At 62.8% G+C, this 13,922-nt stretch carries 15 protein-coding genes; 4 read left to right on the plus strand and 11 right to left on the minus strand.

Annotated features, from left to right (window positions below):
- Nucleotides 1–53 precede the first annotated feature (53 nt).
- The 3 genes from ATK06_RS02035 to ATK06_RS02045 all read right to left on the minus strand — a co-directional run bounded on the left by ATK06_RS02035 (nt 54) and on the right by ATK06_RS02045 (nt 4,836).
- Nucleotides 54–2,123, minus strand: a complete 2,070-nt coding sequence (locus ATK06_RS02035; RefSeq protein WP_098388757.1) for a RecQ family ATP-dependent DNA helicase — start codon at nt 2,121–2,123, stop codon at nt 54–56.
- Nucleotides 2,124–2,239: 116 nt separating this feature from the next.
- Nucleotides 2,240–3,667 (minus strand): NAD-dependent succinate-semialdehyde dehydrogenase, encoded by a 1,428-nt coding sequence (locus ATK06_RS02040; protein WP_272913481.1) that lies wholly within the window; start codon nt 3,665–3,667, stop codon nt 2,240–2,242.
- Between the two features lie 104 nt (nt 3,668–3,771).
- Nucleotides 3,772–4,836: a UDP-N-acetylmuramate dehydrogenase gene (locus tag ATK06_RS02045; protein ID WP_048378964.1), complete on the minus strand. Its 1,065-nt coding sequence runs from the start codon at nt 4,834–4,836 to the stop codon at nt 3,772–3,774.
- A 24-nt stretch (nt 4,837–4,860) separates the two neighbouring features.
- Between ATK06_RS02045 and ATK06_RS02050 the strand changes: the two genes are divergently transcribed.
- The 3 genes from ATK06_RS02050 to ATK06_RS02060 are packed head-to-tail and all read left to right on the plus strand — an operon-like array spanning nt 4,861 to nt 6,825.
- The gene (locus tag ATK06_RS02050) at nt 4,861–5,352 is read left to right on the plus strand and encodes a DUF2505 domain-containing protein (RefSeq protein ID WP_098389370.1); all 492 of its coding nucleotides are present in this window, start codon (nt 4,861–4,863) and stop codon (nt 5,350–5,352) included.
- A complete protein-coding gene (locus tag ATK06_RS02055; protein WP_048378961.1) occupies nt 5,331–6,104 on the plus strand; it encodes a class I SAM-dependent methyltransferase in 774 nt (257 codons plus the stop codon). Before ATK06_RS02050 ends, ATK06_RS02055 begins: the two co-directional genes overlap by 22 nt.
- A 10-nt stretch (nt 6,105–6,114) precedes the next feature.
- Nucleotides 6,115–6,825, plus strand: coding sequence for an LmeA family phospholipid-binding protein (locus tag ATK06_RS02060; RefSeq protein ID WP_048378959.1), 711 nt, complete (start codon nt 6,115–6,117; stop codon nt 6,823–6,825).
- Here the strand turns inward: ATK06_RS02060 and ATK06_RS02065 are convergent.
- From ATK06_RS02065 to ATK06_RS11475, 5 genes are read right to left on the minus strand one after another with little or no spacing between them, the layout of a single operon-like run.
- Entirely contained in the window at nt 6,793–7,206 is a 414-nt protein-coding gene (locus ATK06_RS02065) for a beta/alpha barrel domain-containing protein (RefSeq protein WP_053072578.1), read from the minus strand. The two genes, ATK06_RS02060 and ATK06_RS02065, sit on opposite strands and share 33 nt — an antisense overlap.
- Nucleotides 7,197–7,499: a DUF2516 family protein gene (locus ATK06_RS02070; RefSeq protein ID WP_048378957.1), complete on the minus strand. Its 303-nt coding sequence runs from the start codon at nt 7,497–7,499 to the stop codon at nt 7,197–7,199. The genes ATK06_RS02065 and ATK06_RS02070 overlap by 10 nt, the downstream gene beginning before the upstream one ends.
- Nucleotides 7,496–7,747 (minus strand): hypothetical protein, encoded by a 252-nt coding sequence (locus ATK06_RS02075; protein WP_048378954.1) that lies wholly within the window; start codon nt 7,745–7,747, stop codon nt 7,496–7,498. The genes ATK06_RS02070 and ATK06_RS02075 overlap by 4 nt, the downstream gene beginning before the upstream one ends.
- A 10-nt stretch (nt 7,748–7,757) precedes the next feature.
- Nucleotides 7,758–9,041 (minus strand): DUF445 domain-containing protein, encoded by a 1,284-nt coding sequence (locus tag ATK06_RS02080; protein WP_098388758.1) that lies wholly within the window; start codon nt 9,039–9,041, stop codon nt 7,758–7,760.
- 27 nt (nt 9,042–9,068) lie between these two features.
- The gene (locus ATK06_RS11475; protein WP_269460759.1) at nt 9,069–9,203 is read right to left on the minus strand and encodes a hypothetical protein; all 135 of its coding nucleotides are present in this window, start codon (nt 9,201–9,203) and stop codon (nt 9,069–9,071) included.
- A 118-nt stretch (nt 9,204–9,321) separates the two neighbouring features.
- Between ATK06_RS11475 and ATK06_RS02085 the strand changes: the two genes are divergently transcribed.
- Nucleotides 9,322–10,581, plus strand: a complete 1,260-nt coding sequence (locus ATK06_RS02085; RefSeq protein ID WP_048378952.1) for an amino acid permease — start codon at nt 9,322–9,324, stop codon at nt 10,579–10,581.
- Between the two features lie 71 nt (nt 10,582–10,652).
- Here ATK06_RS02085 and ATK06_RS02090 read toward each other — a convergent pair whose 3' ends face one another.
- The 3 genes from ATK06_RS02090 to ATK06_RS02100 form a co-directional block, all read right to left on the minus strand.
- The gene (locus ATK06_RS02090) at nt 10,653–11,021 is read right to left on the minus strand and encodes a hypothetical protein (RefSeq protein ID WP_048378951.1); all 369 of its coding nucleotides are present in this window, start codon (nt 11,019–11,021) and stop codon (nt 10,653–10,655) included.
- 132 nt (nt 11,022–11,153) lie between these two features.
- Nucleotides 11,154–11,903, minus strand: coding sequence for a succinate dehydrogenase/fumarate reductase iron-sulfur subunit (locus ATK06_RS02095; RefSeq protein WP_048378950.1), 750 nt, complete (start codon nt 11,901–11,903; stop codon nt 11,154–11,156).
- The gene (locus ATK06_RS02100; RefSeq protein ID WP_098388759.1) at nt 11,903–13,915 is read right to left on the minus strand and encodes a fumarate reductase/succinate dehydrogenase flavoprotein subunit; all 2,013 of its coding nucleotides are present in this window, start codon (nt 13,913–13,915) and stop codon (nt 11,903–11,905) included. The genes ATK06_RS02095 and ATK06_RS02100 overlap by 1 nt, the downstream gene beginning before the upstream one ends.
- Nucleotides 13,916–13,922 lie beyond the last annotated feature (7 nt).

Consider the following 13,922-nt stretch of genomic DNA (forward strand, 5'->3'; position numbering starts at 1 on the left):
ATAAACGCATGATAAAGGCCCAGAAAGTCCCCGATACCGGGGGTAGTTTGGGTTTAAGCACGCACCGCAACCGCCAACGGCAACACCGTCACTCCCCACTGCTGCGCCAACTGAGCGCCCGCCACAGTCACGGACCAACCGGTGTCCACAACATCGGTAACTAACAGGACTGTCCCCTCGACACCAGCTAGGTCCGTCCCGGGGGCGTCGTAGTGGTGCCACAGCCCGCGCACCCGGTACGCCGAGTTCTGCGCCTCCACCGGTTCGCCCAGCTCAGGGACGGTTCCCGCGAACGCCAACTGCCCAACCTGGGCAATGGCGCGCGCGATGCGTTCGACGAACGGATCGCCTCCCAAAGCCACCACCGTGGTGGGCCGCTGCGACCACTGCCACTGCGCCAACACGTCAACAAAGCGGCGCAACCACTGGTCGTCGCGCCACCACTGCGCCGGCTGCCAAGAACGCTCCTGGAGAAACGCGCGCAACGCCGGACCGTGCGCGATGTCGTTGAGACGTCCGAGCGCCTTCCCTTGCTCCACGCCCCGAATCTTGCCGCGCACCTCCTGTAAACCGGTGGGCCACTGTTTGCGCTGCGGGAGCGAGACGCCGGGTTGGTTGGTCGCGGCGGTGACGGTAGCGGTGGCGTGGGCGTCGATAAGCGTGGAATAGTGCTGGCCAGTGCAGTTGTCGCAGCGCCCGCAGCCGGTGGCGGGGTCGAGTTCGGGATCGTCGAGTTGGGCGCGCAGGAAATTCATGCGGCAGCCGTCGGTGGCGATGTAGTCGCGCATCGCTTGTTGTTCGGCGGCGCGGGCGGCGTCCAGGCCGGCGTAGCGCTGGGTGTCGTAGGACCAGGACTGGCCGGTGCGCACCCACCCGCCGCGGACGCGCTGCACGGCGCCGTCAACGTCGAGGACCTTGAGCGTTTGCTCGATGCGGGTGCGCGTAAGGTCCACGACGGTTTCGAGTTTCACGGTGGAGATCGGTTCGTCGCCGAGCGCGTCCAGCAGCGTGCGGACCGTCCCCTCATCGGGGAAGGAGACGGAAGCGAAGTAGTCCCAGATCGCCTGGTCCTCTGCCCCGGGCAGGAGGATCACCTCGGCGCGCTGCGTGCCGCGGCCCGCGCGCCCGACCTGCTGGTAATAACTGATCGGGGAACTCGGCGCGCCGACGTGAATCACAAAACCCAAGTCTGGCTTATCGAAGCCCATCCCCAGCGCACTCGTTGCCACCAGCGCTTTGACTTCGTTTGCCTGCAGCGCAGCTTCCAACCGGGCCCGCTCCTCGGCCTCGGTGCGCCCGGTGTACGCCTCCACCGGGTACCCCGCGGCCTGCAGCGCAGCGGCCAACTCCTCCGCGCCGGTCACCGTCAACGCGTAAATGATGCCCGAACCCTGCAGATCCTTCAGGTGGGTGGCCAGCCACGCCGGACGGTCCGTGCTATCTTCCAGCTTCACGACGCCCAAACGCAACGACTCCCTATCCAAATTCCCCCGCAGCACACGCGTCCGCTCCCCCAACTGCGCTTGGACGTCCGCCACCACGCGATCGTTCGCGGTAGCCGTGGTGGCCAGGACCGGGGTGTTCGGGTTCGTGCCGGCGAGAAGGTCCGCGATGCGCCGGTAGTCGGGGCGGAAGTCGTGGCCCCAGTCAGAGATGCAGTGGGCTTCGTCGATGACCAAAAGCCCCGTGTTATCCGCAAGCTGTGGGAGGGTTTCGGCGCGGAAGTCTGGGTTATTGAGCCGTTCCGGAGAAATCAGTATCACATCGGCGTTGCCGGCGGCGATCTCCGCGTTGATAGCGTCCCACTGCATCATGTTCGCCGAGTTCACCGTCACCGCCCGAATCCCCGCCCGCGCGGCGGAGTCCACCTGGTTCCGCATCAGCGCAAGCAGCGGCGAAATAATCACCGCCGGCCCCGCCCCTGCTTCGCGCAGGATCTTCGCCGCGATGAAGTACACCGCGGACTTCCCCCACCCCGTGCGCTGCACGACGAGCATACGCTGCCGCTTGTTCACGAGGCCGTCGATAGCTTCCCACTGGTCGGGCCGCAACACCGCGGTGGGGCCAGCAATCTTTTCCAGGAGGCTTTGGGCGTGGTCACGTGTGGCTACGGGTTCAGTCATGCCTCGACAATACGTGGCTGTTGACGTGTCTAGCCGCGAACCATACTGTGACCACCATTCGTGATACGAAAAAGGAGCGCCCTCCCCGACGCCGGGGTGAGCGCTCCTAACGCGGCCTAGAAGCTGCCGTCAATATCGGTGCGAACCACAACCTTTTGGTTCACGAATTCCAGCAGACCCCAGTCAATGAGCTCACGGCCGTAGCCGGAACGCTTGGTGCCACCGAATGGGATGTCGGCCTTCACGCCGGTCGGCTGGTTGATGTACACCATGCCGGTGTCCAGGCGGCGGGCAACCTTGTGGGCCAGCTCGTCATCTTCGGTGAATACGGAACCACCCAGACCGAATGGGGAGGAGTTCGCAATCTCAATAGCGTGCTCCACGTCGCGGGCGCGGTACAGCTGGGAGACGGGGCCGAAGAATTCGGCATTCGCGGTCTCGGAGCCTTCTGGGATGTCCGTGAGAATGGTCGGTTGGTAGAACGCGCCGTGCTCAGGCAGGTCGATGCCGACCTCGGAAACCGTGGCACCCTCGGCGCGTGCGCGCTCCACGAGTTCGCCGAGTTCATCGGCAGCGCCCTGGGAGGACAGCGGAGCCAATGTAGTTTCTGGGTCGCGCGGGTCGCCAGCCTTGAGCTCTGCAACCTTGGCGGTGTACTTCTCCACGAACTGGTCATACACCGAATCTTCCACGATGATGCGCTTGGAGGAGCAGCACACCTGGCCCGCGTTCCAGTGGCGGCCGAAGACTGCCCAGTCCACGGCCTTGTCCAGCTGGGCGTCGGCAAGCACGATGAACGCGTCCGCACCGCCGAGCTCCAGGGTGGACTTCTTCAGATTCTTCGCGGCCACCGCAGCCACTGCGGCACCCGCACCCTCAGAACCGGTGAGCGCCACGCCACGTACGCGCGGGTCGCCTAGGATCTGCTCCGTTGCGTCGTGCGCGGCGAAAACGTTGTTGAGCAGGCCCTTCGGGGCGCCGGCGGCGTCGAAAAGCTCTACCATCTTCAGCGCAGACTGCGGCACGTTGGATGCGTGCTTGAGCACGATGGTGTTACCGGCGGCGAACTGCGGGGCACCGATACGGATGACCTGGTAGTACGGGAAGTTCCACGGCTCGACGGCGTACAGGACACCGAGTGGCTCGTTGACCAGCTGCACGTCCTCCTGATCGAAGCCATTCGCCGGGAGGTAACGTGGCGCCAGCTGGGTCTCAGCGTGGGCCACGTAGTACTCGAGGATGCCGATGCAGATATCGATTTCGGCCTCAGCCTCGGCGAGGAGCTTACCCATTTCCAGGGTCACAACCTCGGCGTATTCGCGCTTATTTTCCTTCAGGATGTCCGCAGCCTTCTGCAGCACCTGGACGCGCTCCGAAATGGGCTTGAGGCTCCACTCCCGGAAAGTCTCGTCAGCGGCGGTAATCGCGGCATCGATCTGCTCGGGGGTCGCGGTATCAAATTCCTTGACAACCTCACCGGTGTACGGGTTCGTAGTCTTGTAAGCCATGACGGACTCCTTTCTGTTCCACGGGAGTGGAAAGATGAATTGAACTAGGTTCTCCGCCAGTCTAAACACGAAAGGTGGGCGCGCGCACTAATTTTTTTCGCCCACCAAACATTCCCGCAGATCAGCGCCAGGACGTGGGCTTATTCCTCCTCATCCAGCGCAACGCCCACCCACACAGGTTCCGGCACTAAAGAGACCCCGAACACGTCACGGACTTGGTCGCGTACCCGGCGCGCTAGGGCAACGATGTCGGCCGCCTGCGCGGAACCCCGGTTGGTGAGGGCGAGCGTGTGTTTCGTCGATAAGCGGGCGGGCGCATCCTCGCCAGGGAAACCCTTCGCGCAGCCCGACTGCTCAATCAGCCACGCCGCCGACAGCTTCGTATGGCCCGGGCGGTCCACCGGGTAGCGGGGCATATCGACGGTAATTGCCGCCGCAATCTCATCCGCCAGCTCCACGGGCACCACGGGGTTAGTAAAAAAGGAGCCCGCCGACCACGTGTCGTGATCGTCCGCGGCAAGGACCATACCCTTGGAACGGCGCAGCTCAAGCACCTTAGCGCGGGCCTCGGCAGGGGCCACGCGATGTCCGTCAGCGAAACGTAAGGGGGCCGAGAGGCCGTCGGTAAGCAGCTGGAACTCCACCTCGAGCACGACGGCACGGGCGGTGAACTTCAAGTTCGAATAGCGGTACGCCAAATCTAGGGAACCTACCGGCACCCAATAGGAACGCGCCGTAATCCGGTCGTAGAGGTGCACACGGGTGAGCACGTCAGCGACCTCCACCCCATAAGCGCCCACATTCTGCACCGGGGTAGCGCCCACCGAACCCGGAATCCCAGACAAGCACTCCAGGCCACCGAGGCCGGCGCGGATCGTCGCGGCGACCAGTTCGTCCCACACCATGCCCGCCTCAGCGCGCACGAGGCCATCCCCACCAATGTGATGGCCTGTGTTCTCCAGCACCACAGCCACCACATCCTGCGGCTCATCAGCCACCAGCAGGTTCGACCCACCGCCGACGACCAGCAACTCCACACCAGCACGGTCCAGGGCGCGGACCACCGCAACCACAGCCTCCGTCGTGCGGGCACGGACCACGGCACGGGCCGGGCCCCCGACGCGCAGGGTGGTCAGGTGGGCGAAATCGACACCGTCTTCGACAGTGATATCAGCAATGCCGGCGAGTAGAGATTTATCAAACACGCCTACCACGGTAGTCTGTACGACATGGCTACACATAGTGAATACACCGTCACCGTCAATCACCCGATCGACAAGGTGCACGCCGCACTGACCAACGAAGAATTCTGGAAGTTCAACGTTGCACACCTCTCCCCCGAACCGGGCGAGGTCCACTCCTTCGACGGCTCCGAAGCCGTCCTCTTCGAGGTCCTTCCCCTCGAGATCCTGCCGGAAGCAGTCCGCTCCATGATCTCCCAGGCGCTCAAGGTCAAGCGCGTCATCGGCATCGGCCCGCTTAACGACGGCAAGGTCGAACTCGACTACACCGCCGACGTCAAGGGCACCCCAGTCGACTACGAAGGCGAAATCTTCCTCTCCGGCGAGGGCGACACCACCACCTTCGACTACGAGAACAAGCTCACCGTCAACATCCCCATCATGGGTGCTGCACTCGAGCCCAAGGTCGCCGACGCACTCGGTGAGATCTTCGAGAAGGAAGCAGACCTGCTCGACCAGTGGATCAACGCAAACCAGTAGGCCACATCACCCGCGGCACCACCGGCTACAACCGCCTCCGGCGCTGCGACCGGTGGTCAATAGCTAACCCGCAGGTCAGATCCGCTTTACGACGCACACCTCTCGCCCTCGACGTCGGGTACGGCGCAAGCTGGACCACAACCGTCGACATGGCGCACTGGTTGCGGCGCGTGCGCCCAGACGTGCGCGTCATCGGCCTAGAAATCGACCCCGATCGCATCCAAGCACCCCGCGACGGCGTCACCTTTGAACTCGGCGGCTTCGAACTCGCCGGGTACCGGCCCGGATACGTCCGGGCCTTCAACGTGCTCCGCCAATACGACGCCACCGACGTCCCCGCCGCCTGGGACATGGTGTGCTCGCGGCTAGCGCCTGGCGGCCAATTCATCGAAGGCACCTGCGACGAAATCGGCCGGCGTGCCTGCTGGATCCGCCTCGACGACACCGGCCCGCAAACCTTCACCCTCTGCTGGGACCCATTCCATTCGGAGCGCCCCTCCGACCTAGCCGAACGCCTTCCTAAGATTCTGATTCACCGCAACGTCCCCGGCGAAGCGATTCACGATTTCCTCCAGCGCGCCGACCACGCGTGGGACACGGCCGCCGGCTGGGCCCCCTATGGGCCGCGGGTGCGGTGGCGGCACGCCGTCGAGACACTCGCTGCTGAAGGCGTGCCGGTCCGCCCGCAGCGTCGCCCACTGCGCGACAACCAAATCACCGTCCCGTGGAGCTTCGTGGCGCCAAGCCGGTAAAGTCGTGCCCATGAAAACTCTGGGTAAAGTCATCGGCGGCATCCTAGCCGTGATCATCGTCCTCGCCATCGTCGCGGAACTGGGCATGCGGTGGTTCATCGGCAACCAAGTCGAAGAACAATACGGTCAGGACGCCTCGATCAGCTTCGGTGCCTCCCCAGTGTTGGCCAGCGTATTCACCGGTAAGGTCGGGCACATGGACCTCACCATCCCCGCCACCACCGACGCACCGGCGGCCAACGTGACCGCCCAGGGGCTCGACGTCCGCGACCAGCAGACCATGCGCGCCGACCAGATGGAAGTCACCACCGACATCTCCGACGCCCTCCTCCTTAATATCCTGCAGCGCGGCATGGCTGCGCAGACCGGAGGCGGATTCCTGGCCGATCTCATCAAAATCACCGACGTCACCAGCAACCCGTCGGAAGGCACACTCGACATCGAATTCACCGGCGGCGCCGCAAACCTCTCACTGACCCCGACCACCGAGGGCAACCAGGCCGTCTTCACCGTCGCCGAAACGCGCCTCTTCGGTCTCGAGCTGCCCACCGAAGTCTCCGAAGCCATCTCCCAAGCACTCCAGGACGGCCTGCACAACCAACTCGACGCAGCCGGCGGCCTCCAACTCACTGGCATGGCCGTCACCGAAAACGGGCTGCAACTCCACCTCAGTGGAGAACACGTCGAACTACAACAGGCCGCCGACGCCCGCCACGTGTAGCACGCGTGCACCCGTCAGGTCTTGCACGTGCTGCGGGACCTGGCCAGCGAACCCCTCGTGCAACCAGACGGGCACCTGTTCGCTCACCGCTTCACGCACGGCCATGATATCTGCGATGAGTGCGTTCTCCTCCGTGGCCGACGCATCAAGGGCCAGGAGGATCTCACTGGCCCCGCACTGGACAGCAAAGCGCGCCTCTGTTGCTTTGATCAGGCTGTGCGACGTCCCGGTGGGGTAGGCGACGGCGGCGATGACCGTCGCGCCGTCGTAAAGCCCCTCAGTGGGTTGCACCCACCCTGCTGGGAGCACGACCTTCTCGCCGGTGCTGCGCGCCTGCGCTAGGGCCGCGGGGATGTCGACACGCGTGGGGGTTAGTACCATCCTGCGTTGCCTTCGGTGATGTCTTTGAGTTGTGGGCGCACGTCAAACCAGTAGACACCGATAATGACGCAGCCGACCACCGACAAGATCATGATCCGGGGGACGAAACACACCAACGCCGAGCCGACCAGCAGGGCCAGCCAGACTTTCTTCGGTTGGCGGTCGCCGGCGGTGAAGGCGTCCTCGCGCGTGCGCGCAGCGATGATCGCGCCCGCGAGGCCGGCCACGCCCACAGCCACGAACACGAGCGCCTCGACCATGGCCAGCGACCACAGGATCTGCGTGTACATCATTTGCGGCTCTCCTCAACAACTTCGCCGTCGACGACGTTCGGGTCGCGTGGTTCCTTCTCGCTGCGGGCCTCCGCGATGCGGGTCTGCACGTTCTCCCCGACCTCACGGGCCTTATCCTTAATTTCAGGCCAGGTTTCCTTGCCGGCGTCCGCGACGTCGCGGGCTATCTGGCGCGCCGCGCTACCCAGTAGGGTGCCGGCTTGGCGAATCTTGTCGACAGGTGAGCTTTCAGGCAATTCGTGAGACATGTCCCCCACCTTAAAACAGAAGTTGCGAGACCGTGTAAATAACCAGACCCGCCAACGCGCCCACAATCGTGCCGTTGAGGCGAATGAACTGCAGATCCTTACCGACCATCAGCTCAATCTTCTCCGACGCCTCGGCCGCGTCCCAACTGTGGACCGTCTCCGCAATAATCGCGGTGATCTGGTCGGCGTAGTTATCCGCCACGAACGCCACAACCTTCACGATCCGCTCATTCAGCGTATCGCGCGCCTCCGGGTCGGCGACGAGCTTCTCGCCCCAGCCCTGCGCGAATTCCGCAAGCTTGCGCCGGATCACCGAATCCGGGTCCTCGGCCGAAGTAATCACCGCTTCCGAAGTAGCTTCCCAGGCGGCCGGGATCATGCGGGCCACCGCGTCCGAGCCCAGAATCTCCTGCTTCCAGCCTTCGACACGTTCGATCATGGCGGGGTCGTGCTGCAGGTCGAAGGCCAACTGGTCGATGAAGCGGCGCAGCGCCCCGCGGGCCTCGTGGTTCGGGTCGGCGGCCACAGCATCCGCCCACTTCGTGACCTCCTTAAAAATCTTCTCCCCCACCAAGTCATGCACGAAGCGCGGCGCCCACACCGGTTTGCGCTCATCGACCACGCGGATGATCGCGTCCTCGTTCTCTCTGATCTTGCGGGCTGCCCAGACGGTGAGGTCGTCGATAAGCGGTTCAACCTTGCCCTCACTGACCAGCTGCTCGAGCGCCCGACCCGCAGGAGGCCCCCACTGCGGCTGCGCTAGCTTATCGACGACCACCGTCCGAATCACCTGCTCCGCATCCGCGGCCTGCACCCCGCGAACTGCATTCGCCGTCAGACGCCCCGCCTCACGCGACACGGTCTCCGCATTCTCCGGCTCCGCCAACCACTGCCCCACCTTCAGCGGAATCTCCGCGTGCGCCACCTTCTCCGTAATAATGCGCGCGTTGAGGAAGTTCGTGCCCACAAACTCCGACAACGCCGAACCCAACTGGTCCTTCTTCTTCGGAATCAGCGCCGTGTGCGGAATCGGAAGCCCCATGGGATGCCGGAACAACGCCGTCACCGCGAACCAGTCCGCCAGACCGCCCACCATGCCGGCCTCCGCCGCGGCGCGCACGTAGCCCACCCAGCCCGGCGCGGTCCCCTGCGACTGCCACCACGAACAGCCCAAGAAGATTACCGCCGCCAGGATCAGCAGCCCGGTAACAAACGCCTTGTGATTGCGCAGCGCGCGGCGGCGTTCCTGCTCGTCAGCCGGCGCGGGCATCTCCTGTAATGCGTGTTCAGCCATGGGATACAAGTGTAGCCGGCTGCACGCCTACAGCATGGCCTCACCACTTTTAATCAACCCGATACACGTGATGAGCATGATCGCCCCCACCGCGACCATGCGAATTCGGTGCCAGGTGGACCACTTCTTCCACCAGGGGCGCTTTTTCTCCTGACTCGACATGGCCCCAGCATACGGGTGTGAGGCGACAGCGGGGGTGGCACCTTGTGCGACGGAAAGCAATGGAGCATACTGTTCTCACTATTCGTGAACCAGAGCACACTATTTACTAGGAGGCGTCGTGGACACACATACCGCGCAGAATCCACCCGCAAACCACACATTTAACCTGTCCTGGATCATCACGCTCTTCGGCACCGCCGTCGGAGCCGGCATCCTCTTCCTACCCATCAACGCCGGCAGCTTCGGATTCTGGCCCCTCGTCGTGGCCAGTGTTCTCATCGGCCCCATGACCTACCTGGCCCACCGCGCCTTCGAATGGATGATCTCGTTCTCCCCGCACGAGGGCAAAGACGTCCTAGCCACGCTGACCGACTACTTCGGCCAGCACCGCGGCGTCATCTTGGCGCTGATTTACTGGTTCACCATCTTCCCCGTGGTCCTCATCTACGGCGTAAGCATCACGAATACCGTCGATAGTTTCATAGTCAACCAACTCGGTGGGCCCAGCCTGTCGCGGTGGGTCCTGGCTCCACTGTTGGTCGGCGCGATGACCCTGGCGCTGGCATTCGGCAACACGATCATGCTGGCCATCGCCAACATTGTGGTGTACCCGCTGATCATCGCGCTCGCCGCCGTTTCGATTTACCTGATTCCACAATGGGACTTGGGCAGCTTCATGGAGGCCAACCCCTCGACCCCCGGTGGCATGATTTCCGCAATCATCCTGATTTTGCCGGTGCTGGTGTTCTCCTTTAGTTACGTCGCCGCGCTGTCGCAGTTCTCGTTGGACATGGAACGCAAGTACGGGCCTCACCACGACAAGCACTCGAACACCGTCATCCTGTGGGCCAGTACCTTGCTCGTCGTGTTCACGATGTTCTTCGTCTGGTCCTGCGCCCTGGCGATGGGCGCCGACGGCATGCAGGAGGCCAACGACCTCAACCTTCCCGTCCTGTCCTACTTCGCGAACGTCACCGGCACCCCGTTCATGGCGTACATGGCTCCGGTCGTCGTCGTGTGTGCGATCGCGTCCTCCTATTTCGGGCATTCGCTCGGCGCAGTCGAAAGCACGGAATACCTGTTCAAGCTCGCGCTGCCGGGCATCACGGAGCGGATGGGTACGCGCACGCTGAACATGTGGACGTACTTCTTCATCTTCTGCGCAACCAGCCTCGTGGCTATTGGGAATCCGTCGATCCTGGACATGATTTCCGTCGTCGGCGGCATCTTCTTCGCGTTTATGACGTACCTTCTTCCCGTCATCGCAATCTCCAAGATCGACGCCCTCGCCCGCTTCCGGGGCCGTAAGTCCAACGTGTTTATCGCCGTCATGGGAGTGATTGTCCTGATCGCAACGATCTGGGGCATGGTGATCTAACCGCTTATCGACGCCCTCCGGCACGTAGAAGCCCCAGCAGAAAACTCTGCTGGGGCTTGCTGTTGCGCTTTTTAGTTCACGCGACCGGTGGCCTTGCGGTATGCGTGGTAATCCTTGCGGCCACTCTTAATCAGAATCGTGGCTGCAATGATGAATACGATCGCGCCGATGACACCAATCGTTGCCATTGGCTGCCAGTTAATAGCCGCCTCGCCCGAGTTACCGAACGCGCCGATGGAAAACGCCCACAGTGCCATGCCCATGAAGAACAACGAAGCGAGCGCGACACCCATGCCGACCCACGTTGCGGTCTTGTGCAGGGAAGAGTGCGGGGCCTCGTAGCTGACGGGGTCGTACCCTTCCACATAGTGCAGGCTGCCGGAATAAGCAGGGAACGTTTCGCCGGCGGTGTGCGCAACCGCCTGGTTGGAGCTAGACATTGCTGTAACTCGCCTTCCTTCTAGGTATAAATACGCTTGTGTGTAATCCTACCCCGCCACATGTTGGGGGTATCCGATTGTTGGATAAAGAAGGCGCCCCGGGGTTACCAGGGCGCTGTAAGGGGACGGGGATTAGTCGTCCTTGCCGCGCAGTGCTGCGCGGGCACGTTCCTTGGTCACGGCAGCGACTGCGGAAAGTGGGATGCCTGCAGGACAGACGTCTGCGCACTCACCGTAGAGGGAGCAGTGGCCGAAGTTGGTTTCCATTTCGTCAACCATTTGACGGGCACGCTTGCCGCGCTCTTCCTTGCCCAGCGGAAGCTTGGACAGGTGGATGAGCTTAGCGCCGGTAAACAGGTGTGCTGCGCCGTTCGGGCAGGCAGCGACACACGCGCCACAGCCGATGCAGGCGGCGTGGTCGAGGGAGAACTCGGCGGTCTCATGGTTGAGGTGGAGGGTATCTGCATCTGGTGCAGTACCAGCGTTGATGGAGACGTAGCCACCCTGCTGCAGGACGCGGTCCAGTGCGGAACGGTCAACGACCATATCCTTGATCACTGGGTATGCGGCGGAGCGGAAAGGCTCGATCTTCAGGGTGTCGCCATCCTTGTAGTTGACAAGGCGCTGTTCACAGGCAGGGGCGTTCTTGCCTTCGCCGTGTGGACGACCATTGACCAAGAGGCCACAGGTGCCACAGATACCTTCGCGGCAGTCAGAAGCGAATGCGAACGGTTCCTTGCCCTGCTCGATCAGCTTGCCGTTGACGAAGTCGAGCAATTCGAGGATGGACATTTGCGGTACGGCGTCGTCCAAGTCGATGGATTCGAAGTGGCCGTCCTGGGTCGGTCCGGCCTGACGCCAGATCTCAAGATGAAGTTTCATTACTTGTAGTTCCTTTGCTGCAGCGGGATCGATTCGAAGTAGAGAGGTTCTGCGTGGCGGATGAACTTGCCGTCGCCGGCGTCCTCCCATGCGGAGACGAAGCACCAGTTTTCGTCGTCACGCTCTGCCTCGCCTTCCTCGGAGAGGTGATCCACGCGGTAGTGCGCACCGCAGGACTCGTCGCGGTCGAGCGCGTCGACGCACATGAGCTCCGCGAGGAACAGGTAGTCACGAATGCGCAGGGCGCGTTCGAGGACCTGGTTCATTTCGTGCTGGCCACCAGGGATACGGACGTTCTTCAAGAAGTCCTCGCGAAGCGCGCGAATTTTCTTGATGCCCTCACGCATGGATTCAACATCGCGGGCCACGCCACATGCACGATAGAGCAGCTCACCGAGCTGGGTGTGGTAGTAGTCCGGACCGTGGGGGTCAGGGCCGTTGGTGTTCATGAGGGAATCGATGCGCGACTGGGCGCGGTCGATAGCCTCTGCAACCGCCTTGTCCTCGAGTGGCAGTACTGGCTCGTTGAGGTGGTCGGCCAGGTAGTTCGGGACGGTGAACGGGATAGTGAACCAGCCGTCGACAGATGCGGAAAGCAGGGAGTTTGCGCCGAGACGGTTTGCACCGTGGTAAGTCCAGGAGCACTCGCCGGCAGCGAAGAGACCGTCGATGGAGGTCATTTCGTTGAAGTCAGTCCACAGGCCGCCCATGGAGAAGTGCACGGTCGGTGCGATGCGCATCGGAGTCTTGTGCGGATCCTCGCCGATCGCTGCCTCGTACATGCGGAAGAGGTTGGAGTAGCGCTCGTCGATAGTCTCCACACCGAGGCGCTCGAAAGCGTCGCGGAAGTCCAGGTACGCGGAGTTGTGCTTCGGGCCAACACCCTTGCCTGCCAGGATTTCCTGGGTGATGGCACGCGATGCGACGTCACGGGGGACCAGGTTGCCGAACGCCGGGTAGCGACGCTCGAGGAAGTAGTCGCGCTCATCTTCCGGAATTTCCTCAGGCTTGCGGTCGTCGCCTTTAGCCTTAGGAACCCAGATGCGGCCGTCGTTACGCAGCGACTCAGACATGAGGATTGTCTTGGACTGCCAGTCGGCGTTGATTGGGAGGCCGGTTGGGTGGAACTGGATGAACGATGGCGAAGCCATGTAGGCGCCGGTCTCGTAGGCACGAACCATGCCGGAGGCGTTGGAGTTAATCGCCAGGGTGGTCATGCCGTAGACGTTGCCGTAACCGCCGGTCGCCAGGATGACTGCGTGACCGGTGAATGCCTGCAGCTCACCGTTGATGAGGTTGCGGGTCACGATGCCGCGGGCACGCTTCTTGCCGCCCTCTTCGGTGACGATGAATTCCTGGAGATCATTGTGGGTGAAGATTTCCACCGAGCCCAGGTGAATCTGGCGCTGCAGTGCAGCAGCACCAGCCAGCTGCAGCTGCTGACCTGTTTGACCACGGGTGTAGTAGGTACGGGAGACCTGCACACCACCGAAGGAACGGGTTGCCAGGGTACCGCCGTATTCGCGGGCGAATGGAGCGCCGATGGCGTTCATGTGGTCGATGACGCGCACCGACTCGTAGGCCAGGCGCCAGCAGTCGGACTCACGGCCGCGGTAGTCGCCACCCTTGACGGTGTCCTTGACGTGGCGGTACGCGGAGTCGTTGTCGACCTTCTTGCCGCGGGCGGAGTTCACGCCACCCTGCGCGGCGATGGAGTGTGCACGACGTGGGGCGTCGTGGTAGGTGAAGACCTTCACCTTGTAGCCGAGCTCACCAAGAGCTGCAGCAGCGCCACCGCCGGAGAGGCCGGTACCAATAACCAGAATCTCAAACTTACGACGGTTCAGCGGGGAGACCAGGTTCATGTGGTCTTTTTGGTACTGCCACATGTCCTTGGTTGGGACACCCTTAGGCTCCTTGGAATCCAAGACGGTACCGAGGGTGACACCTTCAACGGTGGTTGCCGGGGCCACAAACTCTGGCCGGGCAGCGGTATCAGTATGTGTAGTCAATGTCTTA

The sequence above is a fragment of the Corynebacterium renale genome (assembly GCF_002563965.1).
GTDB classification, from domain to species: Bacteria; Actinomycetota; Actinomycetes; order Mycobacteriales; family Mycobacteriaceae; genus Corynebacterium; species Corynebacterium renale.